The sequence below is a fragment of the Mesorhizobium sp. WSM4822 genome (assembly GCF_055811155.1).
In genome coordinates, this window is the sequence record NZ_JBVVQM010000004.1 from 325638 (window position 1) to 351635 (window position 25998).

21 protein-coding genes are annotated in these 25998 nt (G+C 63.5%); 13 read left to right on the top strand and 8 right to left on the bottom strand.

What is annotated here, in order from left to right:
- Positions 1-11 precede the first annotated feature (11 nt).
- From ccmI to AC0L3E_RS12260, 5 genes are all read left to right on the top strand, one after another.
- Positions 12-1151 carry a c-type cytochrome biogenesis protein CcmI gene (gene ccmI, locus AC0L3E_RS12240; RefSeq protein ID WP_473604853.1) on the top strand — a complete coding sequence of 380 codons (1140 nt, stop codon included), beginning with the start codon at positions 12-14 and terminating at the stop codon, positions 1149-1151.
- 8 nt (positions 1152-1159) lie between these two features.
- Complete coding sequence (ccmE, locus tag AC0L3E_RS12245) at positions 1160-1603, top strand: cytochrome c maturation protein CcmE (RefSeq protein WP_127292579.1); 444 nt, start codon at positions 1160-1162, stop codon at positions 1601-1603.
- 32 nt (positions 1604-1635) lie between these two features.
- A complete protein-coding gene (locus tag AC0L3E_RS12250; RefSeq protein ID WP_473604854.1) occupies positions 1636-3627 on the top strand; it encodes a heme lyase CcmF/NrfE family subunit in 1992 nt (663 codons plus the stop codon).
- Positions 3624-4091, top strand: a complete 468-nt coding sequence (locus AC0L3E_RS12255; protein ID WP_127380054.1) for a cytochrome c-type biogenesis protein — start codon at positions 3624-3626, stop codon at positions 4089-4091. Before AC0L3E_RS12250 ends, AC0L3E_RS12255 begins: the two co-directional genes overlap by 4 nt.
- Before the next feature lie 130 nt (positions 4092-4221).
- Positions 4222-5775 carry a Do family serine endopeptidase gene (locus AC0L3E_RS12260; RefSeq protein ID WP_473604855.1) on the top strand — a complete coding sequence of 518 codons (1554 nt, stop codon included), beginning with the start codon at positions 4222-4224 and terminating at the stop codon, positions 5773-5775.
- A gap of 139 nt (positions 5776-5914) precedes the next feature.
- Here AC0L3E_RS12260 and AC0L3E_RS12265 read toward each other — a convergent pair whose 3' ends face one another.
- Positions 5915-6094, bottom strand: a complete 180-nt coding sequence (locus tag AC0L3E_RS12265; protein WP_164762155.1) for a hypothetical protein — start codon at positions 6092-6094, stop codon at positions 5915-5917.
- A 34-nt stretch (positions 6095-6128) separates the two neighbouring features.
- On the opposite strand from AC0L3E_RS12265, the gene AC0L3E_RS12270 reads away from it, so the two are divergent.
- From AC0L3E_RS12270 to AC0L3E_RS12280, 3 genes are read left to right on the top strand one after another with little or no spacing between them, the layout of a single operon-like run.
- Positions 6129-6803 (top strand): response regulator transcription factor, encoded by a 675-nt coding sequence (locus AC0L3E_RS12270; protein WP_023812818.1) that lies wholly within the window; start codon positions 6129-6131, stop codon positions 6801-6803.
- A 7-nt stretch (positions 6804-6810) separates the two neighbouring features.
- Positions 6811-8289, top strand: coding sequence for a sensor histidine kinase (locus tag AC0L3E_RS12275; RefSeq protein ID WP_292457757.1), 1479 nt, complete (start codon positions 6811-6813; stop codon positions 8287-8289).
- On the top strand, positions 8289-11237 hold the full coding sequence (locus AC0L3E_RS12280) for a bifunctional [glutamine synthetase] adenylyltransferase/[glutamine synthetase]-adenylyl-L-tyrosine phosphorylase (RefSeq protein WP_473604856.1): 2949 nt from the start codon (positions 8289-8291) through the stop codon (positions 11235-11237). The genes AC0L3E_RS12275 and AC0L3E_RS12280 overlap by 1 nt, the downstream gene beginning before the upstream one ends.
- Positions 11238-11296: 59 nt before the next feature.
- Here AC0L3E_RS12280 and AC0L3E_RS12285 read toward each other — a convergent pair whose 3' ends face one another.
- The 4 genes from AC0L3E_RS12285 to pepN form a co-directional block, all read right to left on the bottom strand.
- A complete protein-coding gene (locus AC0L3E_RS12285) occupies positions 11297-11734 on the bottom strand; it encodes a type II toxin-antitoxin system PemK/MazF family toxin (protein WP_127327205.1) in 438 nt (145 codons plus the stop codon).
- Complete coding sequence (locus AC0L3E_RS12290; RefSeq protein WP_127327206.1) at positions 11731-11991, bottom strand: type II toxin-antitoxin system prevent-host-death family antitoxin; 261 nt, start codon at positions 11989-11991, stop codon at positions 11731-11733. The genes AC0L3E_RS12285 and AC0L3E_RS12290 overlap by 4 nt, the downstream gene beginning before the upstream one ends.
- 108 nt (positions 11992-12099) lie before the next feature.
- On the bottom strand, positions 12100-14421 hold the full coding sequence (locus AC0L3E_RS12295) for a PAS domain-containing sensor histidine kinase (protein ID WP_473604857.1): 2322 nt from the start codon (positions 14419-14421) through the stop codon (positions 12100-12102).
- Between the two features lie 185 nt (positions 14422-14606).
- Positions 14607-17252, bottom strand: a complete 2646-nt coding sequence (gene pepN / locus AC0L3E_RS12300; protein ID WP_473604858.1) for an aminopeptidase N — start codon at positions 17250-17252, stop codon at positions 14607-14609.
- A 156-nt stretch (positions 17253-17408) separates the two neighbouring features.
- Here pepN and AC0L3E_RS12305 point away from each other — a divergent pair, with 156 nt between their 5' ends.
- Together AC0L3E_RS12305 and AC0L3E_RS12310 are read left to right on the top strand one after the other, a co-directional pair.
- Positions 17409-19715: a xanthine dehydrogenase family protein molybdopterin-binding subunit gene (locus AC0L3E_RS12305; RefSeq protein ID WP_128309853.1), complete on the top strand. Its 2307-nt coding sequence runs from the start codon at positions 17409-17411 to the stop codon at positions 19713-19715.
- Positions 19712-20689 (top strand): DMT family transporter, encoded by a 978-nt coding sequence (locus AC0L3E_RS12310; RefSeq protein ID WP_473604859.1) that lies wholly within the window; start codon positions 19712-19714, stop codon positions 20687-20689. Before AC0L3E_RS12305 ends, AC0L3E_RS12310 begins: the two co-directional genes overlap by 4 nt.
- Here the strand turns inward: AC0L3E_RS12310 and AC0L3E_RS12315 are convergent, their stop codons facing one another.
- From AC0L3E_RS12315 to AC0L3E_RS12325, 3 genes are all read right to left on the bottom strand, one after another.
- Positions 20690-21502 (bottom strand): helix-turn-helix domain-containing protein, encoded by an 813-nt coding sequence (locus AC0L3E_RS12315; protein WP_473604860.1) that lies wholly within the window; start codon positions 21500-21502, stop codon positions 20690-20692. It lies immediately after the preceding gene.
- Between the two features lie 143 nt (positions 21503-21645).
- Positions 21646-22515, bottom strand: a complete 870-nt coding sequence (locus tag AC0L3E_RS12320) for a uracil-DNA glycosylase (protein ID WP_256745691.1) — start codon at positions 22513-22515, stop codon at positions 21646-21648.
- A 210-nt stretch (positions 22516-22725) separates the two neighbouring features.
- Positions 22726-23370, bottom strand: a complete 645-nt coding sequence (locus AC0L3E_RS12325; RefSeq protein WP_128308488.1) for a hypothetical protein — start codon at positions 23368-23370, stop codon at positions 22726-22728.
- A 10-nt stretch (positions 23371-23380) separates the two neighbouring features.
- Here AC0L3E_RS12325 and AC0L3E_RS12330 point away from each other — a divergent pair, with 10 nt between their 5' ends.
- The 3 genes from AC0L3E_RS12330 (at position 23381) to AC0L3E_RS12340 (ending at position 25998) form a co-directional block, all read left to right on the top strand.
- Positions 23381-23527, top strand: a complete 147-nt coding sequence (locus AC0L3E_RS12330; RefSeq protein WP_164898646.1) for a hypothetical protein — start codon at positions 23381-23383, stop codon at positions 23525-23527.
- A 63-nt stretch (positions 23528-23590) separates the two neighbouring features.
- Positions 23591-25270 (top strand): electron transfer flavoprotein-ubiquinone oxidoreductase, encoded by a 1680-nt coding sequence (locus AC0L3E_RS12335; RefSeq protein ID WP_128308487.1) that lies wholly within the window; start codon positions 23591-23593, stop codon positions 25268-25270.
- A gap of 128 nt (positions 25271-25398) precedes the next feature.
- A complete protein-coding gene (locus AC0L3E_RS12340; protein ID WP_127269929.1) occupies positions 25399-25998 on the top strand; it encodes a DUF922 domain-containing protein in 600 nt (199 codons plus the stop codon).

Below are 25998 nucleotides of genomic sequence, written 5' to 3' on the forward strand. Positions count from 1 at the left end.
TTGGAAGAACCATGCTGTTCTGGGTCATAGCCGCCATTCTCACGCTGGGTGCAAGCCTGGCGGTGCTGCTGCCGCTGGCCGCCAGCGCCAAGGGCGCGTCGTCGAGCGGCGAACATGATCTCGAAGTCTATCGGGACCAATTGTCCGAGCTTGACCGCGACGCCGCGCGTGGCTTGATCCAGCCGGCCGAAGCAGCCGAGGCCCGCGCCGAGATCGCTCGCCGCATCATTCGCCTTGACAATGCGGGTACCGCCGGCGGCGCGAACCCTGGCCGAGCGTCGATCACGGCAAGGCTGGTGGCAACCGTAGCCGTGCTGGCGGTGCCGCTGGTCAGTTGGGGGCTCTATGTCAAGCTTGGCTCTCCCGACCTGCCGTCGCAACCGCTCAGCGAGCGGTTGGCCAAGAATCCCGCCGACAGTTCGGTCGACGAGCTGGTGGCGCGGGCCGAAGCCCATCTGGCCGCCAATCCCACCGACGGCAGGGGCTGGGACGTGCTCGCACCGGTCTATCTGCGCATGCAGCGCTTTTCCGACGCGGCGGGAGCCTATCGCAACGCCATCCGGCTCGATGGCGACAGCGCCGTTCGCCAGGCCGGTCTCGGCGAGGCGATCGCCAGCGCGGCAGGCGGCATTGTCTCGGCCGACGCCCAGGATGCTTTCGAGGCAGCCCTGAAGCTCGATCCGGCCAATGCGAAGGCGAGTTTCTACCTGGCCATGGCGTTGGCGCAGGAGGGCCGCGCCAAGGAAGCGACCACGGCATGGCAGGCGATGCTGGGCAGATTGCCGCCGGACTCGCCATGGCGCGGTGCCGTCGAGCAGGCGCTCGCCAAATCCGGAGGCTCCGACGTCGCCTCCAGCGGCGCCACCAACGGTCCCGATGCCGGCGATGTCGACGCCGCATCCTCGATGTCGCCGCAGGATCGGGAGGCCATGATCAATACGATGGTCGCCGGCCTCGACGACAAACTGCGGCAAAATCCCCGCGATCCGGAAGGATGGATGCGGCTCGTTCGTTCCTATGTCGTGCTCGGCAAAGCCGATCAGGCGCGTGAGGCGCTCGGTCGCGCCATTGCCGTCTTTGGAGCCGACAGTGACCAGGCGAAGAAATTCACTGCCTTTGCCGCTTCGCTTGGGCTTGCGGCGACGGAGTAGAACAAGACATGACGCGCAAGCAGAAACGATTGTCGGTGATCGCGGGCGGGCTGGTCTTCCTGGGTGCCGCGACCGGGCTGACTTTTTACGCGCTTGGCCAGAAGGCCTCCTATTTCTACATGCCGGCCGATCTCACCACCGCCAGTGTCCAGCCTGGGCAGCGCATCCGGTTGGGTGGGTTGGTCGAAAAAGGCACGATCCAGCGCGGGCAGGGGGCCACGGTCGGCTTTTCGGTGACCGACACGCACAAATCGGTCAAGGTCACCTACACCGGCATCCTGCCCGACCTTTTCCGCGAAGAGCAGGGCGTCATCACCGAGGGTACTTTCGGCCCGGACGGGGTTTTTGTTGCCGATAGCGTGCTGGCCAAGCATGATGAGCGCTACATGCCCAAGGAGGTTGCGGACGGCCTCAAGGCCAAGGGCGTCTGGCAGGAGAACAAGAGTGAATAGCTCCGGCAGGAGAGCGACAATGGATCACGGGCATGGTTGAAACCGGACATTTCGCCCTCGTCCTGGCGTTTGCGCTTTCGCTGGTGCAGACGGTGGTGCCGCTGTTTGGCGCGCGCCTGAACAACCAGCGCCTCATGGCCGTCGGCGGTCCGGTCGCGGTGACCGGCTTTGCCTTGACGGCGCTGTCCTTCGCAGCGTTGGCGAGTGCCTATGCAAGCTCCGATTTCTCGGTGGCAAGCGTGTGGGAAAACTCGCATTCCTTGCAGCCGTTGATCTACAAGATCACCGGAACCTGGGGCAATCATGAAGGCTCGATGCTGCTTTGGGTGTTGATCCTGACCTTCTTCGGCGCGCTCGTCGCCGCTTTCGGCTCCAACCTGCCGGCGACGCTGCGCGCCAATGTGCTTGCGGTGCAAGGCGCCATCGGCGCCGCCTTCTTCCTGTTCATCCTGGCGACGTCCAATCCGTTCATCCGGCTCAATCCGGCGCCGATCGAAGGCCGCGATCTCAACCCGATCCTGCAGGATCTCGGCCTCGCCATACACCCGCCGTTCCTCTATCTCGGCTATGTCGGCTTCTCGATCTGTTTTTCCTTCTCGGTCGCCGCTCTCATCGAAGGCCGCATCGACGCGTCCTGGGCGCGCTGGGTGCGGCCGTGGACGCTGGTCGCCTGGATGTTCCTGACCGGCGGCATCGCCATGGGATCGTACTGGGCCTACTATGAACTTGGCTGGGGCGGTTTCTGGTTCTGGGATCCGGTCGAGAACGCCTCCTTCATGCCGTGGCTGGCGGGCACCGCGCTGCTCCATTCGGCCATCGTCATGGAAAAGCGCTCGGCGCTGAAGATCTGGACGCTGCTGCTCGCCATTCTGACCTTTTCGCTGTCGCTGCTCGGCACCTTCCTCGTGCGTTCAGGCGTGCTGACCTCGGTGCACGCCTTTGCCACCGATCCGACGCGCGGCGTGTTTATCCTGTGCATACTGACGCTGTTTATCGGCGGCTCGCTGGCGCTGTTTGCGCTGCGCGCTTCCCGGCTGACGACCGGCGGCCTGTTCCAGCCGATTTCCCGAGAAGGGGCGCTGGTCCTCAACAATCTGTTCCTGACGACGGCGACGGCTACCGTCCTCGTCGGCACACTCTATCCGCTCGCCGTCGAAGCCTTTTCAGCCGACAAGATCTCGGTCGGCGCGCCGTTCTTCAATCTCACCTTCGGACCGCTGATGGTACCGTTGCTGCTCGTGGTTCCGTTCGGGCCGTTGCTGGCTTGGAAGCGCGGCGATGTCTTCGCCGTCGCGCAGCGCCTTATGGTGGCCTTTGCAGCGGCGCTGCTGGCGACGCTGGTCACCGCTTTGTTCATCGACGGCGCCTCGGTGTTCGCAGCCCTGGGCGTTGGCCTTGCCGTCTGGCTGATCCTTGGCGCGCTCACCGATCTCGCCGTCAAATCGGGGGTCGGCAATGTCGCCGCCGGGATCATGGTCAGGCGCTTGCTCGGCCTGCCGCGCTCGGTCTTCGGCACTGCCTTCGCTCACCTTGGCCTCGGCCTGACCACGCTCGGCATCGTCGGCACACTTTGCTTCGGCACCGAGAAGATCCTGTCGATGCATGCCGGTGAGACCGTCGAACTGTCCGGCCATACGCTGCGTTTCGTCGGGCTTTATCCGGCCCAGGGACCGAATTACAGCGAGGATCTCGGCCGCTTCGAACTGATCGGCGTCAGCGGCAGCCCTGTTGGCGAAATCAGCTCCGCCAAACGGTTTTATCCGGTGCGGCAGATGACGACGACGGAATCGGGCATCAGGACGATTGGTTTCTCGCAGCTCTACATCTCGCTCGGCGACGAGGGCAATGACGGTTCCGTCGTCGTGCGTTTGTGGTGGAAGCCGCTGGTGACGTTGATCTGGGGCGGCGGCCTGATGATGATGGTTGGCGCGGCGATGTCACTGATGGACCGGCGCCTGCGCGTCGGCGCGCCGTCGCGGCGGCGCAAGCAGGCGAGCGCGGTGCCATCCGCGACCCTGCCATGAACGCGCGGCTTTCTCTGACCTCCATTGTCCTGCTGCTGGCGCTGTTCTTTGCCGGCACGGCCTTGGCGGTGAAGCCTGACGAGGTGCTGCCTGATCCGACGCTGGAGGCGCGGGCGCGGGCGCTGTCGGAAGGCTTGCGCTGCATGGTCTGCCAGAACCAGTCGATCGACGAATCCGATGCCGACCTTGCCCGCGACCTGCGCGTCCTTGTGCGTCAGCGCCTCGTCGCCGGCGACACAGACCAGCAGGTGATGGATTACGTCGTGTCGCGTTACGGCGAGTTCGTGCTGCTGAAGCCGCGTTTCGACCTCCGCAATGCGTTGCTGTGGGGCACGCCCGTCCTGCTGTTGCTGGTGGGAGGCGTTTTCATCGTGCTGACCGCGCGGTCGCGCCGCGTGCTGGCAACAAAATCCCTGTCCGCCGAAGAACAGGCATCGTTGGACGCCATATTGCGCCGCGACTGACGTCCGCCGTCACTCCCAAACATTACCAAAGTTTCATGTGTCGGAAATGGCGCTGTAATGTGTGCCGCTCTAATTCTCCTTTCCGAGGATGCCGACCAAGCAGCGTCCGTTGAAAGAGGATAAGAGATCCATGAATATTGCCCCCAATTCATATTCCGTCACCCGCAAGCGTCTCATGGCTGCCGTCGCATCTGTCGCCGTGGCCGGTGCGATCGGCGTTGGCGCGCTGACCAGCGGAACCAGCGCTGTTCTGGCCGATGCCGTGCGCGTCGAGGCGCCGCAGGTGCCGGGCTTCGCCGATGTCGTCGAGCGCGTTTCTCCCGCCGTTGTCAGTGTCAAGGTCAAGGCCAAGATCAGCCCGGCCGCCGATGATGGCTCCGAGCCGTCCGACGACCAGGATGGCATGAACAACCTGCCCAACAATCCACAGCTGCGCCGCTTCTTCAAGGAATTCCGTGGCTTTGGTGACCAGGACGGCCAGGGTGGCGGCAACAGGCGCTTCAGCCACCGCGACCGCAACAACGACCAGCCGCGGCCGGTTGCCCAGGGCTCGGGCTTCTTCATCTCGGATGACGGCTATCTCGTCACCAACAATCACGTTGTTTCGGAAGGCTCGGCCTTCACCGTGGTGATGCATGACGGCAAGGAACTCGACGCCAAGCTGGTCGGCACCGACCCGCGCACCGATCTCGCCGTGCTCAAGGTCGACGGCGTCGGCAAGTTTACCTATGTCGACTTCGCCGATGACTCCAAGGTTCGCGTCGGCGACTGGGTGGTGGCCGTCGGCAATCCGTTCGGCCTTGGTGGAACCGTCACCGCCGGCATCGTCTCCGCCCGCGGCCGTGACATCGGCGCTGGCCCTTATGACGACTTCATCCAGATCGACGCATCGGTCAACCGCGGCAATTCTGGCGGTCCGACCTTCAACCTCAACGGCCAGGTCGTCGGCATCAACACCGCGATCTTCTCGCCATCCGGCGGCAGCGTCGGCATCGCCTTCGACATTCCCGCTTCGACCGCTAAGCAGGTCGTTCAGGACCTGATGAAGAGCGGTTCCGTGCAGCGCGGCTGGCTCGGTGTGGAAATCCAGCCGGTCACCTCCGACATCGCTGAGTCGCTTGGTCTGAAGTCTAACAACGGCGCACTGGTTTCCAGTGCCCAGGACGATGGTCCCGGCAAGAAGGCGGGCATCACGGCCGGTGACGTGATCACCCAGGTCGACGGCAAGGATGTCGCTTCGCCGAAGGAACTGGCCCGGCTGATCGGCGCCTATTCGCCTGGCAAATCGGTCGACGTCACCGTGTGGCGCGACGGCAAGAGCCAGACGGTCAAGGTCGATCTCGGCAAACTGCCCTCGAGCGACAAGCAGGCCTCTGTCGACCAGCAGCAGCCCGCCGCCCCGGCCAAGCCCGACACGCTGGCCGATCTCGGCCTGACCGTTACCAAATCTGAAAACGGCAAGGGACTGGTGGTGACCGATGTCGATCCCGACAGCGATGCCGCCGATCGCGGTATCCAGCCGGGCGACGTCATTACATCGGTCAATTCGACCGAAGTGAACGGCACCGACGACGTCACCAAGGCGATGACCGATGCAGTCAAATCCGGCCGCAAGGCAGTGCTGATGCAGATCACCCGCGACGACACCAATCGTTTCGTCGCGCTGCCCGTCGCCAAGGGTTGAGGTCGGCCCCGGAGCGATCTCTCGGCCTTTCCAGGGTGGGTGAGGGTGTTCCGGCGGCAGGTTGGACTTTTCCAGTGCGGCAGTTTCAACACCCCCGAGCCGCCGTACGGGAAAGAATGGAGGAGCGCGCGTTAGTCAGTCATCGCGCCTTCCCCCGGCGGCAGCGGGCTTCCCATCGTCCGCTGCCGCACACTTTCAAAAGCGCTTCCGCGATCCGACGCAAAATGACATCGGCAGCGAGCAGCTTTATCGCGTACGGCTTCGGGCAATCTTGATCGCGGTGCGCTTTGGCAAAGGCCACAATGCAGATGTCTGCCACTCAACCTTCCGGCGAAATCGCGTATAACAGCCCTATGAAGATTCTCGTCATAGAAGACGATCGCGAGGCTGCGGATTACTTGCAGAAAGCCTTTGCCGAGGCCGGTCACACCGCGCATGTCGCCGGTGACGGCGAAACCGGCTTTGCGCTCGCCGACGCCGGCGACTACGACGTGATGGTGATCGACCGGATGATGCCGCGTCGCGACGGCCTGTCGGTCATTGCGGGTCTCCGGTCCAGGGGCAACACAACGCCGGTGCTGATCCTGTCGGCGCTCGGCGAGGTCGATGATAGGGTCACGGGTCTACGCGCCGGCGGCGACGATTACCTGACAAAGCCCTATGCCTTCTCCGAACTTCTCGCCCGCGTCGAGGTTCTGAACCGTCGCGCCAGCGCCAAGGAAGCCGAAACCGTCTACCGCGTCGGCGATCTCGAACTCGACAGGCTGTCGCATTCGGTACGCCGTGCGTCACGCGAGATAACGCTGCAGCCGCGTGAATTCCGCTTGCTCGAATATCTGATGCGGCATGCCGGCCAAGTGGTGACGCGCACCATGCTGCTCGAAAATGTCTGGGACTATCATTTCGATCCGCAGACCAATGTCATCGACGTCCATGTCTCGCGGCTGCGCGGTAAGATCGAGAAGGGCTTCGACAAGCCCATCCTGCATACGGTTCGCGGCGCCGGCTATATGCTGAAGAGCGGCTAGCTGCGGCATGGCTCTTTCCGTGCCAGCCATCATGAAGACGACGGCAGCGCGGCTTTCGGCGCTTTACCTCCTGCTCTTCGCGCTCTGCGCGGTGGCGCTCGTCTTCTACATGACCTCGTTGTCGGCGCGCATGCTGACCGGGCAGACACAGGACACCATCAATGACGAGGTGCTCGGTCTGGCTCGCGCCTATCAACGCGGCGGTCTGCCGGTGTTGGTCCGTGTAGTCGAGGCCCGCTCGCGCCAGCCCGGCGCCAACCTCTATCTGATCGCCGACGCCAACGGCCAGATCCTGACCGGCAATGTGCAGAGCCTGGAGCCGGGCGTTCTCGAAACCGAAGGCTGGACCAGCAGTCCGTTCTCTTATCAGCGTTTTGGCGAGGGAGAGCTCGAGCGCCTGCGCAACCTTCCCGCCGAGCAGGGCACCACCACCCAATCCGAGCAGAACGATGCGCAGGCGCAGGGCGAAAAGGGCCACAACGCCATTGCGCTGGTGCTGCGGCTGCCGAACCAGATGATCATGCTGGTCGGCCGCGACCTTGGCGAGCCGGAGCGGTTTCGTGCGGTCATCCGCCGTGCGCTGATGCTGGCGCTCGGCATGATGGGGCTGGGCGGATTGCTGATCTGGTTTTTTGTCGGCCGCGCCGCGCTGAAGCGCATCGACAGCGTGTCGGAAGCCAGCCGCCGCATCATGGGCGGCGATCTGTCGGGCAGGCTGCCGGTGACGGGGGTTGGCGATGAGTTCGACCGGCTCTCCGAAAATCTCAATGCCATGCTGGCCAGGATCGCCGCGCTGAATGAAGGTCTGAAGCAGGTTTCCGACAACATCGCGCATGATCTGAAGACGCCGCTGACCCGGCTCCGCAACCGGGCCGAAGCGACGCTTTCGGGCAAGCAAAAGCCCACCGACTACCGGCGGGCACTGGAAGGCACCATTGCCGAGTCGGACCAGTTGATAAAAACCTTCAACGCCATCCTGATGATTTCCCGGCTGGAAGCTGGCTACTCCTCGGAGAACACCAACCGCGTCGATCTGGCGGAGGCCGTGCGCGATGTCGTCGAACTCTACGAGCCGGTGGCGGAAGAGGCAGGCGTGTCGCTGGAAGCAGACGCGCCCGAGGCGGTGTCCGTCAACGGCAACCGCGAACTGATCGGTCAGGCGCTGTCGAACATCGTCGACAACGCCATCAAATATTCGACCGGTGCCAATGCCCAGCCGGCGGTGCGCGTCACGCTCGAGCGAGCCGGTACGGACGTTCGCCTGTCTGTTGCCGACAATGGACACGGCATTCCCGACGATGGCGACCGGGCGCGGGCCACGGAACGTTTCGTGCGGCTGGAGAAGAGCCGTTCGCAGCCGGGTTCCGGTCTTGGCCTCAGCCTCGCCAAGGCGGTCATGACGTTCCACAATGGCCGGCTTGAACTCTTGCCTGGCAATCCCGGATTATCCGTGGTCATGAGTTTCCCAGCACGGGAGGATCACTGATGATTACGGCTGCGAGGGCGAAAGATTGGCTGCTGAAGCCGGCGACCAGCCTGGCTCCGCTGGACGAAGACCGTGCGCGGCTGGAACTGGCCGAGATCGCTTCCGCGGCGCGCGAAGAAGGACTGACGCGGCTGGCCAAGTTCCTGGCCGGCAAGGGCGAGGGCCAGGATTTCCTTGCCGCCGTCTTCGATCTGTCGCCGTTCCTGCGCGATACCGCACGTCGCCGGCCGCAAATCCTGGACGGGCTGTTCGAGCAGACGATCGAGGCTCGGCTGAAGGTGATCGGCGCCGCCATCGACCAGGTGCATCTAGCCGAAGCAGTCTCGGAATCCGGCTTGATGATGGAGCTGCGCCAGTGGAAGGCGGAGGCGCATTTCCTCATCGCGCTGGCCGATCTTGCCGGCGAGGCCGAAACGGCGCTGACGGTCCGGCGATTGAGCGATCTTGCAGACGCCTGCACCCGTGCGGCCGTCGACTTCCTACTGCGTGACGCGCATGGCCAGGGCAAACTCAAACTGCCGGATGTCGGCAATCCGTCGAAACAGTCGGGCTGGATCCTGCTCGGCATGGGCAAGCTCGGCGCGCATGAGCTGAATTTTTCCTCCGACATCGATCTGGTGGTTTTCTTCGATCCGGAAGCGCCCGCCGTCGTCGATCCGCTCGATGCCACCGAGTTGTTTTCGAGGCTGACGCGCCGCCTGGTGCGCATCCTGCAGGACCGCACCGAACACGGTTATGTCTTCCGCACCGATCTGAGACTGCGCCCAGACCCCGGTTCGACACCGCTGGCGATCCCGGTCGAGGCGGCACTGCGCTACTATGAGGCACGCGGCCAGAACTGGGAGCGCGCCGCGATGATCAAGGCACGCCCGGTGGCAGGCGATCTGGCCGCGGGTGCGGCCTTCCTCAAGGAGTTGCAGCCCTATATCTGGCGCAAATACATGGACTACGCGGCGATTGCCGATGTCCATTCGATCAAGCGCCAGATCCACGCCCACAAGGGCCATGGCGAGATTGCGGTCAAAGGCCACAACGTCAAGCTTGGCCGCGGCGGCATTCGTGAGATCGAGTTCTTCGTCCAGACCCAGCAGCTCATCGCCGGCGGACGCTTCCCTGAACTGCGTGGCCGCGAGACCGTGCCGATGCTCGGCGAGCTTGCGACCCGCGGCTGGATCACCGCCGAGGCGCGCGATGCGCTTGCCCGCCAGTACTGGTTCCTGCGCCGCGTCGAACATGCCGTGCAGATGGTTGCCGACGAGCAGACGCACACGCTGCCGGAAGATGATGAAGGCTTGGAGCGTATCGCACGCATGCTCGGCTTTGCCGATGCTTCTGCCTTTTCTCAAGCGTTCCGTGCCTCGCTGCAGCAGGTCGAACGTCACTACGCGGCACTGTTCGAAACAGCACCCGAACTGTCGACCGGCATCGGCAACCTGGTCTTCACCGGCGATGTGGACGATCCCGATACGCTGCAGACCTTGCACGGGCTCGGTTTTCAGCGGCCAAGCGACATCTGCCGCGTCATCCGTGGCTGGCATTTCGGCCGCTATCGCCTCACCCAGTCGGCGGAGGCACGCGAGCGGCTGACGGAACTGACGCCGGCGCTGCTGCGCGCCTTCGGCCAGACGCGCCGGGCCGACGAAGCTCTGATGCGCTTCGACGAGTTTCTCGCCGGCCTGCCGGCTGGCATCCAGCTGTTCTCCCTGCTGCAGTCCAATCCTGCCCTGCTGAAGCTTCTGGCGACGATCATGGGGGCCGCCCCCCGGCTGGCGGCGATCATCACCCGCAGGCCGCATGTCTTCGATGGTTTGCTCGACCCGGCCTTGCTCACCGAACTACCGGACCGCGCCTATCTGTCGGCGCGGCTTTCCGCCTTCGTCGAGGGCGACCGGCTTTACGAGGATGTGCTCGACCGGCTGCGCATTTTTGCCTCCGAGCAGAAATTCCTGATCGGTGTCCGGCTGCTCGCCGGCTCGATCGATCCGGCGCGGGCCGGCCGCGCCTTTTCTGATCTGGCGGATCTCACCATCGAGGCTGCGTTGCAGGCGGTGACGGCCGAATTCGCGGCACGCCACGGCACGATTGCCGGCGGCGTGGTTGCGCTGCTCGGTATGGGCAAGCTCGGCAGCCGCGAGCTGACCGCCGGATCGGATGTCGACCTGATCCTGCTCTACGACCACGCGTCGGATGCCGAAGAGTCCGATGGCGACAAGCCGCTGGCACCTTCGCATTACTACACCCGCATGACGCAAAGGCTGATCGCGGCGGTGTCCGCGCCGACGGCGGAGGGGGTGCTCTACGAACTCGACCTGCGCCTGCGGCCGTCCGGCAACAAGGGACCGGTGGCCACCCATATCGATGCCTTCAAGAAATACCAGCGCCAGGAAGCCTGGACCTGGGAACACATGGCGCTGGTCCGCGCCCGCGCCATTGCTGGCGACGCCAGCCTGTGCGGCGAGGTTGAAGCGGAAGTAGCGGCTGTACTTGGCCAGCCGCGCGATGCTGCAAAGGTGATGGCCGAGGCTGCGGACATGCGGGCTATGATCCAGAAGGAAAAGCCGCCGCGCGATCTCTGGGACATCAAGCTTATTCCCGGAGGATTGATCGATCTGGAATTCATCGCCCAGGTGGCCGTCATTACCGGGCAGGTCGAGACCGGACGCCGCGCCACCGGCACCGCCGAGATCCTGTCGCGCCTCGCACCGGGCTTCGCCGATGCCGGGATCAGGCAGGAGCTTGGCGACGCCTACGCGCTCGATCTTGCACTGACCCAGATGACGCGGCTGTGCCTCACCGGAGCCTTTGAGCGCGACGACGTTCCGCCGGGGCTTTCGGATCTGCTTCTGGCGGTGACCGACTTGCCGGATTTCGGTGTGCTGGAAGCACACCTCAAGGAGACGTCGCAAAAGGTCAGGAAGGACTTCGACCTTTTGCTTCGTACGGGATGACCGTGAAGCGATCGTCCCCTGGAACCGAAGACGTTTCGTGCTCTTCCGGTCTCATGCAGCTACTCTGTTCGCCGAATCTGCTGGAGCGCCCGGCTCGCGTGAGACTGCAAAATCCGGTCGCGCAGATAGGCATAGAAACGCGGCGGCAGCATGCCATAGTCGAATCGGGACGGTTTGCTGCCCGCGATGGGCCTGAGATCGGGACCCGGCCAGAGGAAGTCATTGGTTTCGGTCACGACGATCCATGACGGCGTGTCATCGAGACCGAGATGGGCTTTGAGTGGCGCAGGTATTTCTACTGCATCGGCAGGATCAGCCGGTGGCGAGTGTGTGACCGGAACGACCGTTATAACTTCACGGCCTTCCACGACCCGGCGCGCGGCGACAATGGCGCATGGTCGGTTTTTGCGACCTTCTTCGGCACCCTTTTCGTGTTCTCTCACCCAGAGGTAAGAATAGGAAATCACCAGACCCGGGATAGGTTTGGGCAGGCTCACGGTGTCCAGTCTTTAAGCATCGCATCGAGCCCGGTATATTCGCTCGGTACGGCGCTTTCGGCGATGGCGTTCAGCGTCTCATCGTCCAGTTCTTCCGCGTTACGGGCGACTCGTCCCTTGACCAACACCTCGAACATCGCCGCCGACAGGAGTACCGTGTGGGTCCGGCCATTCTTTGTGATTGCGACCGGCGCACGCTGGGCAGCGTCCTGAAAACGCCCGACATTCTGCTGGAATTCTGTTGAAGTCACTCGCATGACAATGCCTCTCTTTTCTATCTAAAATAGATAAAATAGATAGTTTTGTCAAAGCATCTCACCTTGGGCCTGCGAGGTGGGATCAAGCTTGGAATGGTGATGAAATCTTCAGGCTGCGGCCTTGATCGCCGGCGCGGCCTTCTTCACCGGGATGCGCACCGACACGATCGTGCCGACTCCTTCGCTCGACCGGATCTTCAGCGCGCCGCCCTGGAGTTCGGCCAGCGAACGTGAGATGGCAAGACCAAGGCCGGACCCGGCATGGCTCTTGGAGAACTGGTTCTGCACCTGCTCGAAAGGCCGTCCGAGTTTGCCGAGCGCATCCTTGGGGATGCCGCAGCCATTGTCCTCGATCGTCAGCACCAGCGCGCCGGATGTGTTGCGGGCCCTGACCGATATGTGGCCGCCCTGGCCGGTGAACTTCACCGCATTGGACAAAAGGTTGATGACGATCTGCTTGATCGCACGGCGATCGGCGACCAGCGTCAGCGCATCGGCAATGCGCGTTTCCACGGTGATGGCCTTTTGCGCCGCCTGCAGCGAAACGACGCGTACGGTTTCGCTGATCAGCGGGCCGAGGTCGATCTCTTCCCGGTCCAGAGAGAACTGGCCGGCTTCGATCTTGGACATATCGAGAATGTCGTTGATGACGCCCAGGAGATATTTGCCGCTGCTGTTGATGTCGGTGGCATATTCCTCGTAGCGCTCCGATCCGAGCGGGCCGAACAGCCCCTGTTCCATCAGTTCGGAGAAGCCGATGATGGCGTTCAGCGGCGTGCGCAACTCATGCGACATGTTGGCCAGGAACTCGGATTTGGCCCGGTTCGCCGCTTCGGCGCGTTCGGTTTCCTTCATGTACTTGCGGTTGAGGTCGACCAGTTCGCGCGAACGCTCCTCTTCGGCCCGCCGCGCCAGGCTGAGATCATGGATCGTCGCCATCAACCGGCGCTCGCTGTCGACCAGCTTCTCCTGGTGCAGCTTGATCTGGGTGATGTCGGAGCCGACCGAGACGATGCCGCCGTCCCGGGTCTTCAGTTCGTTGACCTGCAGCCAGCGGCCATCGGCCAGCTGCCGCTCGAAAGTGGCGCCGCCCTGCAGGCCGCTGGTGTGGGCAAGCCGCCGTTCGGAAGCAAAGGCCAGCATGCGTTCTTCCAGCGCCGCGCGCGCGGTGCCCGGCATCACGTCGCGGTCCGAAAGTCCGTTGTCCTGCTGGTATTTGGAATTGCACATGATCAGGCGTTGCGCCGAATCCCACAGCACGAAGGATTCGTTGATGTTCTCGATCGCCGTTCTGAGGCGAAGGTCGGCCGCCTCGGAACGCAGCGCCAGATGGCGCTGTTCAGTGACGTCGACGGCGATACCGATCAGCTGGATCTCCGGGGCTTCCGGATCGATGACCTGCGCTCGTGCGCGCATCCAGACCCATTGGCCGTCGGCATGGCGCATGCGGAACACCTGGTCGATATGGTCGATCTCGCGTGCGACGATTCTGTTGGCGAGCTCGAACAGGTCGCCGTCCTCGGGATGGATGATCTGATCGACCTCGCCGAAGGACAGCATCGTGTCGCAGGGCTTGTAGCCGAGCATGTCGTACATCGAGCGCGACCAGTACATCTTGCCGCGCACCATGTCCCAGTCCCACAGGCCGCAGCGGCCGCGCACCAGCGCCATATCGATGCGCTGATGCGCTTCGATATAGATGCGGTCGGCCGCCTGCGCACGTGCCGCCTGGCCGAAATAGGCATAGAGGATGACGATCAGCACGCCGGCCGTCAGCACGAACAGGGTGACGTTCAGTGAAACGGTCTTGCGCCAGGCATCGAAAACCGCGTCCTGTGGCACCAGGGCCGCCGATGCGCCCTTTCCGCCATTGGCCAGGCTGACCGCCGCGTACCAATCCCGTCCGTCGATGTTGACGTCCATGACGCCGGCACGATCGCCGAACATGAACAAGGGCTGGCCGCCCTCGACGAGGCCGTCGAGCGAATGGCCCTGCCATGGCATTGAGCGCGGCGTCACCGCGACGATCTTGAAAGCGCTGTCGGTGATGACAAGCACATGGCTGCGGCCCATCGCGCCCTGACGGCTGGTGGTCTCCAGCAGATCCTGTATGGCGCCGGGCACCGTTTCCGAGGTGGTGGCGAGCGAACTGGCCAGCTGGCCCGCCGCCAGCGTCAGGATCGCCTTGGCATTGCGCTCGACATCGTCACGCTCGTTCATCAGTGACAGCACGCGCAGCGCCGCGATGACGATCAGGAAGGTGATGATGAGGACGGGTATTGATCGGCGCAGCAGCGGCTCGGCGGCCAGAAGCCGCCGATAGGCCGGTTCGGCGATGAGCCGCGTATTCCCGGCAAGACCGTCGCCGCGCGTCTCACGACGCGCAAAAGCCGTCCCTCCGGGCGCGCCCCACGCGTCCGCCTTCGCCATAAATGGCACTCCCCGAATTTGCCTATGCTGCTTGGTGATCCGGCAAACGCCGCACATCCGAATCGTCAGTAAAGAATCAAAGGTGATTCGCCTTGTCCAGTGGTCCGGCCAAAAAAGATTAAAAATCGACTAAAATAATCGCTTTTACCGACGCTATGCCAGGCGCCGGTAGCTAGGAAAGGCTCCTACGCCAGCGTGCGCTCGACAATATCCCGCAGATCCGCCGACAGGTTTTCGGCGCCGGCGATCGACAGCAGCGCTTCCCTGGCCTTGGCCTGCCGCAAAGGTTCGAGCGAACGCCACGATCTGAGCGCCGTTGCCAGCCTGGCCGCCACTTGCGGGTTGCGCTTTTCAACCTCGAGCACAGTCTGAGCAAAGAACCAGTAGCCTTCGCCGTCAGCACGATGGAAGCCGGTCTGGTTGGCGCTGGAGAAGGTGCCGAACAGCGAGCGAACCCGGTTCGGATTGCCCATCGAGAAGGCCGGATGGTTGGTCAGGGCCTTCACGGTGTCGACGGTTTGCGGCCCCGGAACGCTGGCCTGGATCTGGAACCATTTATCCATGACCAGCGGGTCGGACCCATAGGTCGTCTCGAAAGCCGCCAGCGCCTCGACCGCCTCGGGCGAACCGTGGTGACGATGCGCGAGCACGGCAAGTGCTGCCGCGCGGTCGGTCATGTTGGTCGCCGACTGGAAATGCCTGGCGGCGAGTGCTGCTCCACTCGGCTGTAGCGACAGATAATCCAGCAAGGTGTTGCGCAAGGCGCGTCGTCCGGCGCTCGCCGCGTCGGGGCTGAACGCTGCTTTGTCTGCAAGGCCGCGGTAAAGGCCCGAAAAAACGTCCCGGTTCGCAGTGCCGATCGCCAACGCCAGTGCCTCGCGAGCCGCATAGATAGCATCGGGGTCGATGTTCCGGCCGATGTCGCGGGCGATGTCGGCTTCGCCGGGCAATGCCAGCGCCAGTGCTCGATAGGCCGGCTCCAGCGTCTCGTCGCCGGAGATGCTGCCGGCGAGTTCGATCAGCCGCGGTGCAAAGGCCGGCTGCTTGCCGCCGAGGATCTCGCGGAAGGCGGTGATCAGTGCATCAGTCAGCAATGTATTGAAGGCCTGCCAGCGCGAGAAGGCGTCGCTGTCATGGCGGGCGAGAAAGAACTGGTCGTCGGCTTTCTGCTCGACGGACAATGTCACCGGCGCCGAAAAGCCGCGGTTGAGCGACACGGCCGGGCGCTCGGTGACGCCTGAAAACCGCACCATGTGGCGACGCTTGCGGATATGGATGACGCCGTCCTCGACGCTGGCCCCTTCGACGCCGCTATATGGCACAGGCTTGCCGCCGGCGCCGATCAGGCCGAAAGCCAGCGGGATGTGCATCAGCCGCTTGCGGCTTTCGGAGGGTGTCGGCGGTACCGACTGCTCGATTTCGAGCGTGAATTCCTGCGCCGCCGGATTGTGCGTCGAACTGATCGTCAGGTTCGGCGTGCCTGCCTGATGATACCAGAGCGCGAACTGCGACAGGTCGCGGCCGGACGCATCCTCGAACACCTTGATGAAATCCTCGATCGTCGCCGCGTCACCGTCGTGCCGCTCGAAATAGAGGTCCATGCCGGCGCGAAAGACGTCGGCACCGAGAATTGTGCGGATCATGCGCACCACTTCAGAGCCCTTCTCGTAGACCGTGGCGGTGTAGAAATTGTTGATCTCGCGGTAGCGGCGCGGCCGCACTGGATGCGCCAGTGGGCCCTGGTCCTCGGGAAACTGGTGGGCGCGCAAGGTGCGCACTTCGGCGATGCGCTTGACCGCGCGCGAGCGCTGGTCGGCGGAGAATTCGTGGTCGCGGAAAACCGTCAGGCCTTCCTTCAGGCAGAGCTGGAACCAGTCGCGGCAAGTGATTCTGTTGCCTGTCCAATTGTGGAAATACTCATGCGCGATGATCGCCTCGATATTGGCGAAATCGGCGTCCGTCGCGGTCTCCCGGTCGGCCAGCACATATTTGTCGTTGAAGATGTTGAGGCCCTTGTTCTCCATCGCTCCCATGTTGAAGTCTGACACGGCGACGATGTTGAAGACGTCGAGATCGTATTCGCGGCCGAATGCCTCTTCGTCCCATTTCATCGACCGCTTCAGGGCATCCATCGCGTAGCCGGCCAGCTTCTCCTTGCCGGGCTCGACATAGATGCCGAGTTCGACCGTGCGGCCCGACAGCGTGACGAAACTGTCTGCAAGCTGGCCGAGATTGCCGGCCACCAGCGCGAACAAATAGGATGGCTTGGGGAAAGGGTCGTGCCACACTGCATAGTGCCAGCCGTCGCCGAGGTCGCCCCTGTCGACCAGGTTGCCGTTGGACAGGAGCAGCGGCGCTTCGTCACGCATTGCTTCTATGCGCACCGTGTAGACGGACAGGATGTCGGGACGATCGAGAAAATAGGTGATGCGGCGAAAGCCCTCCGCTTCGCATTGCGTGCAGTAGACATGGCTCGAGCGGTAGAGGCCCATCAGGGCTTCGTTGCCCGCCGGCGCCACCTCGGTCTCGATGAGCAACTGGAAGCGACGCGCCGCCGGTGGCTTGAGGATGGTCAGCTGGTCAGGCGTCGCCAGCAGATCCGCCGGTTTTATCTTCTTGCCGTCGATCTCGATGCGCTTAAGCGTCAGCCCGTCGCCGTCGAGCACCAACGGTGCCGACACGGAGACGTCGTCACGGCGCTCTATCGTGAGGACGGCGGTGACACGCGTTGCGTCTGGCGAAAGGCGGAAGGTAAGGTCGGTTTTCGGAATGAGGTAGTCGTTGGGGCGATAGTCTTCGAGTTTGAAGACCTGGCCGGTGTCCGTGCGCATTCCGTGGGTTTTCCTGTCGATTGCGTTGGCGGCGGATTGTGTCCGCTGGTCCAAGAAATTTGAAGTCCGCGCTCTTTACACGAAACGGCCCCTCGACAAAACTGAGGTAATGCCTATTTCAGGCGTTCCTTCTCCTGTCATCATCACGAGGCACCCATGACCGTCGTCACACCGAAATTCGGCATGGGCGCATCCGTGCTGCGGCGCGAGGATGCCGCCTTCATCCAGGGCCAGGGCCGCTATACCGACGACATCCAGCCGGCTGGCGTCCTGCATGGCTATGTCCTGCGCTCGCCGGTCGCCAAGGCCAGCTTCACCATCGGTTCGACCGAGGCGGCGAAGACGGCACCTGGCGTCCATCTGGTGCTGACCGGCAAGGATCTTGCCCATCTCGGCGATCTGAAATCCGGCGTCATGCAGGAACAGCCGGACGGCACCAAGGCTCCGACGCGCGACATCCCGATCCTGTGCGGCGACCGCGTCAACTATGTCGGCGATGCCATTGCCTTCGTCGTCGCCGACAGCCGAGCCTTGGCGCAGGATGCCGCCGAACTGATCGATGTCGACTATGACGGCGAAGATGCGGCCTCCGGGACGGCAACGGCATTGGCCGAAGGCACGCCGCTGGTCTGGCCGGAGCTTGGTTCCAACCGCGCCTTCAGCTACCACATGGGCGACAAGAAAAAGAGCGAAGCGGCTTTCGCCAAGGCCGCCCATGTCACCCGCATCGAGTTCGTCAACAACCGGCTGGTGTGCAACTACATGGAGCCGCGCTCCGCGATCGGCGAATGGAACGTCGAGGAGAAGCGCTTCGTGCTGACCACCGGGTCGCAAGGCGTGCACTCCATGCAGTATATCCTGGCCAGCGTGTTCAAGATCAAGAAGGACCAGCTGCGCGTCATCACGCCTGATGTCGGCGGTGGTTTCGGGCCGAAGAGCTTCGTCTACCGCGAATATCCGCTGGTGCTGGAAGCGGCAAAGCGGCTTGGCCGCCCGGTGAAATGGGCCGGTGACCGCACGGAGCACTTCCTGACCGACGCGCAAGGCCGCGACAATGTCGTCACGGCTGAGATGGCGCTGGACAAGGACGGCCGCTTTCTCGGCATGAAGGTGGACCTGCTCGCCAACATCGGCGCCTATATCTCGCAATACGGCCCGTTCATCCCCTATATCGGCGTCACCATGTCGACCGGTGTCTACGATATCCAGGCGCTCGACGTCTCGGTGACCGGCCTCTACACCAACACCTGCCCGGTCGATGCCTATCGCGGTGCCGGCCGTCCGGAAGCAGCCTTCCTGCTGGAAAAGCTGGTCGATGCCTGCGCCCACGATCTCGGCCTGCCTGTCGAGGAGATACGCCGCCGCAACTTCATCCGGCCGGAGCAATTTCCCTACCGGACGCAAACCGGCCGCCTCTACGACACCGGTGAATTCGAAGGCCATATGGAGCGCGCTATTGAGCAATCCGAATGGAAAGCGTTTCCCGAGCGGCTGGCGCAATCGAAGGCCGGCGGAAAAATCCGCGGCCTCGGCATGGCGACCTATATCGAGGCCTGTGCCTTTCCGGGCTCCGAACCGGCCTTCGTCGAACTCAACGGCGATGGCACGGTGACGCTGAAGATCGGCACCCAGACCAACGGACAGGGGCACGCCACCGCCTATGCCCAGTTCCTGTCGGAAAAGCTCAATCTCGACATCGACAAGATCCATGTCCGCCAGGGCGATACCGATGAATTGAAAGCCGGCGGCGGCACCGGCGGCTCGCGCTCCATACCGCTGGGGGGTGTATCGGCTTCCCGCGCGGGCGAGGATCTGGCCAACAAGATCAAGCGCATCGCCGCCGACGAGCTTGAAGCCTCGGCCGGCGACATTGAGCTGTCTGATGGTGTTGCCCGCATCGTCGGCACCGATCGCTCGATCGATTTTTCCGCCATCGCCAAGGCCGCCAAGACGCCGGATGATCTCAAGGGCTTTGGCGAGTTCGTGCAGGACGAATGCACCTATCCCAACGGCACTCATATCTGCGAGGTCGAGATCGATCCCGACACCGGCGCGACCGAGATCGTCCGCTACACCATCGTCGACGATTTCGGCGTCACCGTGAACCCGATCCTGCTCGCCGGCCAGGTGCATGGCGGCGTCGTGCAAGGCATCGGCCAGGCACTGACCGAGGACACCATCTATGGCGAGGACGGACAGCTTTTGACGGCGAGCTTCATGGATTACGCCATGCCGCGCGCCGACAATTTCCCGTTCTTCCATTTCGAGACCCGCAACGTGCCTTCGACCACCAATGCACTCGGCATCAAGGGCGCGGGCGAGGCCGGCACCATCGGCTCGACGCCGGCGGCACTCAATGCGGTGACTGACGCGCTCTGGCGCGCCTATGGCGTCAAGCACATCGACATGCCGGCAACGCCGGCGCGTATCTGGGCGACCATCCGAGAAGCGTCGGGAGCGTGACAGCAGGCCCCGGCAGCCCCCCGGCCACAGCCGGCGGTGATGCCGGCGGGCACGACACGCTAACCGGCATCATGTTCAAGATCGTGTCGGTGGCGGTCTTCGTCGGCATGCAGACCTGCATCAAAGCCGCAGGCACGGTTCCGGCCGGCCAGATTGTCTTCTTCCGCTCTTTCTTCGCTATCTTCCCGATCATCGCCTTCCTGGCCTTCAGGAAAGAACTCGGCACTGCCTTCACCACCAACCGTCCGTTCAACCACATCGCCCGCGGCCTGGTCGGCGTCTGCGCCATGGGGCTCGGCTTTTTTGCGTTGACCCGGCTGCCGCTGCCGGAAGCGATCACGCTCAACTACGCGCAGCCGCTGCTGGTGGTGGTGTTCAGCTCCATCTTCCTCGGCGAGGCCATCCGTGTCTATCGCTGGAGTGCGGTCGCGGTCGGCCTGGTCGGCGTGCTGATCATCTCCTGGCCGGAACTGACGCTGCTGAGTTCCGACGAGGCGCTCGACGATCAGGAAGTGCTTGGCGTCATCGCCGCTCTTGTCGCCGCGGCGATCTCGGCCGTCGCCATGCTCTTGGTGCGCAATCTCGTGCAAAGCGAGCGCACAGCGACCATCGTGCTGTGGTTTTCGGTGACGGCGAGCGTCATGTCGCTGCTGTCGCTGCCATTCGGCTGGCAGGCGCTGACGCCGCTCCAGGCGGCTCTTCTTGTTGCCGCCGGCTTCTGCGGCGGCCTCGGCCAGATCCTGATGACGGCGGCCTATCGCCATGCCGAGGCCTCGGTGGTGGCGCCGTTCGAATACACGTCGATGATCCTCGGCGTCGTCGTCGGCTATCTCGTCTTCGGCGACGTCGCCACGCTCCATATGCTTGTCGGCGGCCTGATCGTCGTCGCCGCCGGCATCTTCATCATCTGGCGCGAACGCCAGCTTGGCCTGGAGCGGACCCGCACGCGCAAGGCATCTTTGCCTGAAGGGTGATTACGACAGCTCGGCTCGCTCCTTCGCCAACCGAACCAGCACCGTCCTCGTCTGCTCGTCGGCGGGGAAAAACGATTCGATCGCCAGTTCCGAAAGCGTCACGTCGAGCGGCGTGCCGAACACCGTGATGGTGCTGATGAACGACAGCACCTGATCGCCATGCGCCAGCCTGAGCGGGTGCACGATGGCGTTCGGCTCGACCGGCGACGGCCGACTGCCTTTCAAGCCGGACGGATAAGTCCTCAGCTCACGCTCGAGTTCGATCAGCACCGCGTCGCCGCTCGCGTCATTCTGGTGTTTCAGGCGCTCGAGCAGATGCGTCCGCCATTCCTGGAGATTGACGATGCGTGGCGCGATGCCGCCGGGATGAAGGCTGAGGCGAAGCACGTTGACCGGCGGCGTCAGCAGCGAAGCCTCGCTGACATCGGCAAGGAAGGGGGCAATGGCGGCATTGGCCGAAACCAGGTTCCAGTGGCGGTCGACGGCGAGTGCCGGGAACGGCTCGTGGCCTTTGAGGACGATCTCGACCGCCGCCATCGCCGGCGCCATCGGGGTGTCGGTCAATGAGCGCTCGCCGAAGCTCGGCGCAAAGCCGGCGGCGAGCAGCAACTGGTTGCGCTGCCTCAGCGGCATCGACAATTGCTCGGCCAGATGCAGCACCATGTCGCGTGAGGGCGCGGCGCGGCCGCTTTCGACGAAGCTCAGATGCCGCTGCGAGATTTCGGCCTCCATGGCGAGGTCGAGTTGAGACATGCGGCGGCGGGTGCGCCACTCGCGAATGAGGCTGCCGGCGGAGGTTTGGGCTGTTGTCATGAGGGCATGGTTAGACTGGGAGAAGGGGCATTTCAATTACGTCTGAGGTCATAGTTCTTGCCGGCGTTCGCCTATCCACATTGGAGATTGGCGAAAGCGGAGATGACAGCCAATTTCCCCCCCTCGTGGAGGAGATTGGCCAATCACCCAAGTGCGCGCAGCTTCGCCTTGACTTCGAGAAAATCCCGCCACGCCAGCTTCTTGTGGGACGGGGTTCGCAGGAGATAGGCCGGATGCAGCGTCGGCATGGCCGGGATGGCGATGCCGGACGCCGTCGTGTGGGCGCGCCAGTTGCCGCGCAGCCGCAATATGCCTTCCGAGGTGTTGAGCAAGGTCTTGGCTGACGGGCCGCCAAGGTTAATCAGCACCTTCGGATTGACCAGTTCGATCTGCCGCTCGATGAACGGCCGGCAGATCTCGGTTTCGTGCGGCGTCGGCGTGCGATTGCCCGGCGGCCGCCAGGGAATGACATTGGCGATATAGACTGAAGTACGGTCGAGCCCGATCGCCGCCAGCATGCGGTCGAGCAGCCGACCCGATCGGCCGACGAAGGGCAGGCCCTCGATGTCCTCGTCGCGGCCGGGTGCCTCGCCGACCAGCATCACGGCGGCGTCCGGGTTGCCGTCGGCGAACACCAGGCTCTTGGCGGTGGCCTTGAGATTGCAGCCTTCGAATGCCGCCATGTGCTGGCGAAGCTCGTCCAGCGTCGTTGCTGTCGTCGCCAATTGGCGAGCCAGTGCCGCCTGCGCTTCGTCGGGAACGGTGGCCGACGTTGGGCGCGCAACCGGCGGCGCACTTGATCTGTCACCTGGTTCGGGGCGAGACATATTCGTCGAACGCTGCGGTGCGGCGATATCGCCCGAAGACGCCGCCGCGCGCTCCATGGGCTTTGGCGCAACCTCGGCGAATCGGTTCACGGGCTGGTCTTCAAGCGCCTCGTCGACGCCCACGCTGGCATAAAAGGCCAGCAAGTCGGCGATGTCAGGTCTGTTGTTTGGGGAAGCGGCAGTCATGCCGGCACATTCATCCGCGCGAGCACGATTTGCAAGTTTGTGATTGGCGAAAGCGGTGATGACAGCCAATCTCCCTCCTTGAGGGGGAGATGGCCGGCAGGCCAAAGGGGGTCGTCGCGCGTAGAGCGTCAACCTCCTCTGTCGGCGAAGGGGAGTCGCGTCCGGTCGTGCCGCCCCTCGAGGGGGCAGAGCGCGCCCCGCATCCGCGCCTCATCCCGTCGGTATGCGTGGATCCTGCACGAGGTAAAACGTCCAGCGCGGTGTGTAATCAGTCATCAGGAATTCGAACCTGGCGGTTTTCAGCGGGTCGACCTTGCCATTCCTGAACAGCAGCCGGTCATAGGGTTCGAAATCGCGATCGAAATCGGCGAAATTGCTCGACAAGATATTGTCTGGCGTCTTGTTGCGCTGGTCGAAGGAAAGCCCGTCGCCGAACACGCTCGGTCGATTCAGGATCTCCTGCAATTCGAACTGGAATTCGACCCAGGCCTGGCCGCTGTTGTTGAGCACCTCGATGCGCATATACATCATGCCGTTGGCGAATTCGCCGGCCTTGCCGAAGGCCTGGATCGGCTTTGTCGTGCGGATCGTCAGCGTCACCGGCGTTGAGGAATTCAGTTCTTCGGTGATGACGAACGGATCGTCCTTCGTCCCGATGCCCGAGGCGCCGGTGATGCGGAAGCCGCCAAGCTCGTCGGAGAAGGAGTAGGCGCCTGCCGCCCAGACCTTCACTTCGTCGGCGGCAGCGTGATGCGGCGCCAGCATCAGAAGGGCCAAAAGGAGCGCCCGGCGGATCCGGCCGGGCGGGAAAAGAAAGCGCGTCGATGAAAAGCCGGTTGGCCCAGGAATGCGCATGGCGTGAAGTATGGCCGATAAGCAAGCCGTCGAACAATTAAAAACGCGCGCCCCGGAGGCAATGCCGGGCGAAAAGCGGTCTTCCAACCTCGCAATGCGCGACTTTTTGGCCAAAACGGCATTGTCACGTATGCGCCGGTTTCCTGTCGTCAATTGATGCGCTATGCAGCGCGGGAGCCAGCAAGATACCCGAATGGGATAAGCCAGTGCGGAGGGGTTGATGAGCGACATCGAACGCGAAAGCATGGAATTCGACGTGGTTATCGTCGGCGCCGGCCCTGCCGGCCTCGCCGCAGCCATCCGCCTCAAGCAGGTCAATCCCGAGCTTTCGGTCGTCGTCCTGGAGAAGGGCGGTGAGGTCGGCGCCCATATCCTCTCCGGCGCCGTTGTCGATCCGATCGGCATCGACCGGCTCTTGCCGGGCTGGCGCGACGAGGACGGCCATCCCTTCAAGACGCCGGTCACATCGGACCATTTCCTCGTCCTTGGTCCCGCCGGCTCGTTTCGCCTGCCCAACATTTTCATGCCGCCGCTGATGAACAATCACGGCAACTACATCGTCTCGCTCGGCAATGTCTGCCGCTGGCTGGCGACCAAGGCCGAAGCGCTCGGTGTCGAGATCTATCCGGGCTTTGCCGCCGCCGGCCTGCTCTACAATGAGCAAGGCGCCGTCACCGGTGTCGTCACCGGCGACATGGGCGTCGAGAAGGACGGAACGCACGGTCCGGGTTTCGCACCCGGCATGGCGCTGATGGGCAAATATGTGCTGATCGGGGAGGGCGCTCGCGGCTCGCTCGCCAAGCAGTTGATCGCCAGCTACAAGCTTTCCGATGGCCGCGAACCGGGCAAATACGGCATCGGCCTGAAGGAACTCTGGCAGGTCAAGCCGGAGAACCACCGTCCGGGGCTGGTCCAGCATTCCTTCGGCTGGCCGCTTGACTTGAAGACCGGCGGCGGCTCGTTCCTCTACCATCTCGAGGACAATCAGGTGGCGGTCGGCTTCGTCCTCCACCTCAATTACAAGAACCCCTGGCTGTCGCCCTTCGAGGAATTCCAGCGCTTCAAGACCCATCCGGCGATCAGCGGGACTTTCGACGGCGCCAAGCGCCTCGGCTATGGCGCGCGCGCCATCACCGAGGGCGGCTGGCAGTCGGTGCCGAAACTCTCCTTCCCCGGTGGTGCGCTGATGGGATGTGCGGCGGGCTTCGTCAACGTGCCGCGCATCAAGGGCTCGCACAATGCCGTGCTGTCCGGCATGCTGGCGGCCGAGCATGTCGCAGAGGCGATCGGTGCCGGGCGCGCCAACGACGAACTCGCTTCCTACGAGGAAGCCTGGCGCGCGACCGACATCGGCAAGGATTTGAAGAAGGTGCGCAACGTCAAGCCGCTGTGGTCGCGCTTCGGCACGATCGTCGGTGTCGGCCTCGGCGGCCTCGATATGTGGCTGAACACGCTGTTCGGTGTCTCGCCCTTCGGCACGCTGAAGCATGGCAAGGCCGACTATGCGACGCTCGAGCCTGCCGCCCGGCACAAGAAGATCGCCTATCCGAAGCCAGATGGCGTGCTGACCTTCGACAGGCTTTCCTCGGTGTTCCTGTCCAACACCAATCACGAGGAAAACGAGCCGGTCCACCTGCTTGTCGGCGACATGGAACTGCAGAAGCGTTCCGAGCACGATGTCTTTGCGGGCCCCTCGACGCGCTACTGTCCGGCCGGGGTTTACGAGTGGGTCGACAAGGATGGCAATGCCGCCGCCGATCCCACGGCCAAGGATGTGCGCTTCGTCATCAACGCGCAGAACTGCGTCCACTGCAAGACATGCGACATCAAGGACCCGAACCAGAACATCAACTGGGTGCCGCCACAAGGCGGAGAAGGCCCGGTCTACCAAGGCATGTAGGCCCGCGCCGGCCACAGCGTGCAAAGGCCCCGACGACGGCTCGGGTCTCCCGTGGCAAGTGAAACATTAGGACTGTTGAAACTGCCGCGCGCTTATGGTTCCATTCCTTGACGATAAGGAGATGGCCAATGCGCCTGGCGGTTCTGGCATGCCTTGTGGCGATCGCTGCGCTGTTCGGTTTGGCTTCGGCGGCCTCGGCCGGCACCAGGGTGGTGGTCAAGACGCGGACCTACGACATCACCGGGAACACGGGGCTGGCGCTGATGCAGGCTATGGACCGCAAGGGGCCGAAGCACGGCTTCATGACGCACGCCATCGCGTTGACCGGCTACGCAGTGGATTGGGACCTTGACACCAGCCAGGACAATGGCGTTTGCCGCTTGCGGCGCGCCAACGGCACGCTCAATCTCTTCTATACGTTTCCGCGTGTCGCCTCGGCCACCACGCCGACGCTCCGGAAGCGATGGACGCGGTTCTTCGCCGGCGTCCGCGCCCATGAGGAAACCCATGGCCGCATCGCCAGGGAGATGATGCGGGCCACGGAAAGATCGATCTCCGGCCTCAGGATTGCCGACGACCGGTTCTGCTACAAGACACGTCGCGAGGCACAGCGACGTATCAAGGCCACCAATGCCGCATATGAGGCCAAGCAGCTCGCTTTCGATGCGCGCGAGCATCGCGATGGCGGCCATGTCCAGCATCTCGTCATCGCTTTGGTCAGGCCCTGA

Coding starts and splice junctions, on each gene's coding strand:
- ccmI (WP_473604853.1), top strand. CDS start 12: ATGCTGTTCTGGGTCATAGCCGCCATTCTCACGCTGGGTGCAAGCCTG.
- ccmE (WP_127292579.1), top strand. CDS start 1,160: ATGACGCGCAAGCAGAAACGATTGTCGGTGATCGCGGGCGGGCTGGTC.
- AC0L3E_RS12250 (WP_473604854.1), top strand. CDS start 1,636: ATGGTTGAAACCGGACATTTCGCCCTCGTCCTGGCGTTTGCGCTTTCG.
- AC0L3E_RS12255 (WP_127380054.1), top strand. CDS start 3,624: ATGAACGCGCGGCTTTCTCTGACCTCCATTGTCCTGCTGCTGGCGCTG.
- AC0L3E_RS12260 (WP_473604855.1), top strand. CDS start 4,222: ATGAATATTGCCCCCAATTCATATTCCGTCACCCGCAAGCGTCTCATG.
- AC0L3E_RS12270 (WP_023812818.1), top strand. CDS start 6,129: ATGAAGATTCTCGTCATAGAAGACGATCGCGAGGCTGCGGATTACTTG.
- AC0L3E_RS12275 (WP_292457757.1), top strand. CDS start 6,811: ATGGCTCTTTCCGTGCCAGCCATCATGAAGACGACGGCAGCGCGGCTT.
- AC0L3E_RS12280 (WP_473604856.1), top strand. CDS start 8,289: ATGATTACGGCTGCGAGGGCGAAAGATTGGCTGCTGAAGCCGGCGACC.
- AC0L3E_RS12290 (WP_127327206.1), bottom strand. CDS start 11,991: ATGCGAGTGACTTCAACAGAATTCCAGCAGAATGTCGGGCGTTTTCAG.
- AC0L3E_RS12295 (WP_473604857.1), bottom strand. CDS start 14,421: ATGGCGAAGGCGGACGCGTGGGGCGCGCCCGGAGGGACGGCTTTTGCG.
- pepN (WP_473604858.1), bottom strand. CDS start 17,252: ATGCGCACGGACACCGGCCAGGTCTTCAAACTCGAAGACTATCGCCCC.
- AC0L3E_RS12305 (WP_128309853.1), top strand. CDS start 17,409: ATGACCGTCGTCACACCGAAATTCGGCATGGGCGCATCCGTGCTGCGG.
- AC0L3E_RS12315 (WP_473604860.1), bottom strand. CDS start 21,502: ATGACAACAGCCCAAACCTCCGCCGGCAGCCTCATTCGCGAGTGGCGC.
- AC0L3E_RS12320 (WP_256745691.1), bottom strand. CDS start 22,515: ATGACTGCCGCTTCCCCAAACAACAGACCTGACATCGCCGACTTGCTG.
- AC0L3E_RS12325 (WP_128308488.1), bottom strand. CDS start 23,370: ATGCGCATTCCTGGGCCAACCGGCTTTTCATCGACGCGCTTTCTTTTC.
- AC0L3E_RS12330 (WP_164898646.1), top strand. CDS start 23,381: ATGGCCGATAAGCAAGCCGTCGAACAATTAAAAACGCGCGCCCCGGAG.
- AC0L3E_RS12335 (WP_128308487.1), top strand. CDS start 23,591: ATGAGCGACATCGAACGCGAAAGCATGGAATTCGACGTGGTTATCGTC.
- AC0L3E_RS12340 (WP_127269929.1), top strand. CDS start 25,399: ATGCGCCTGGCGGTTCTGGCATGCCTTGTGGCGATCGCTGCGCTGTTC.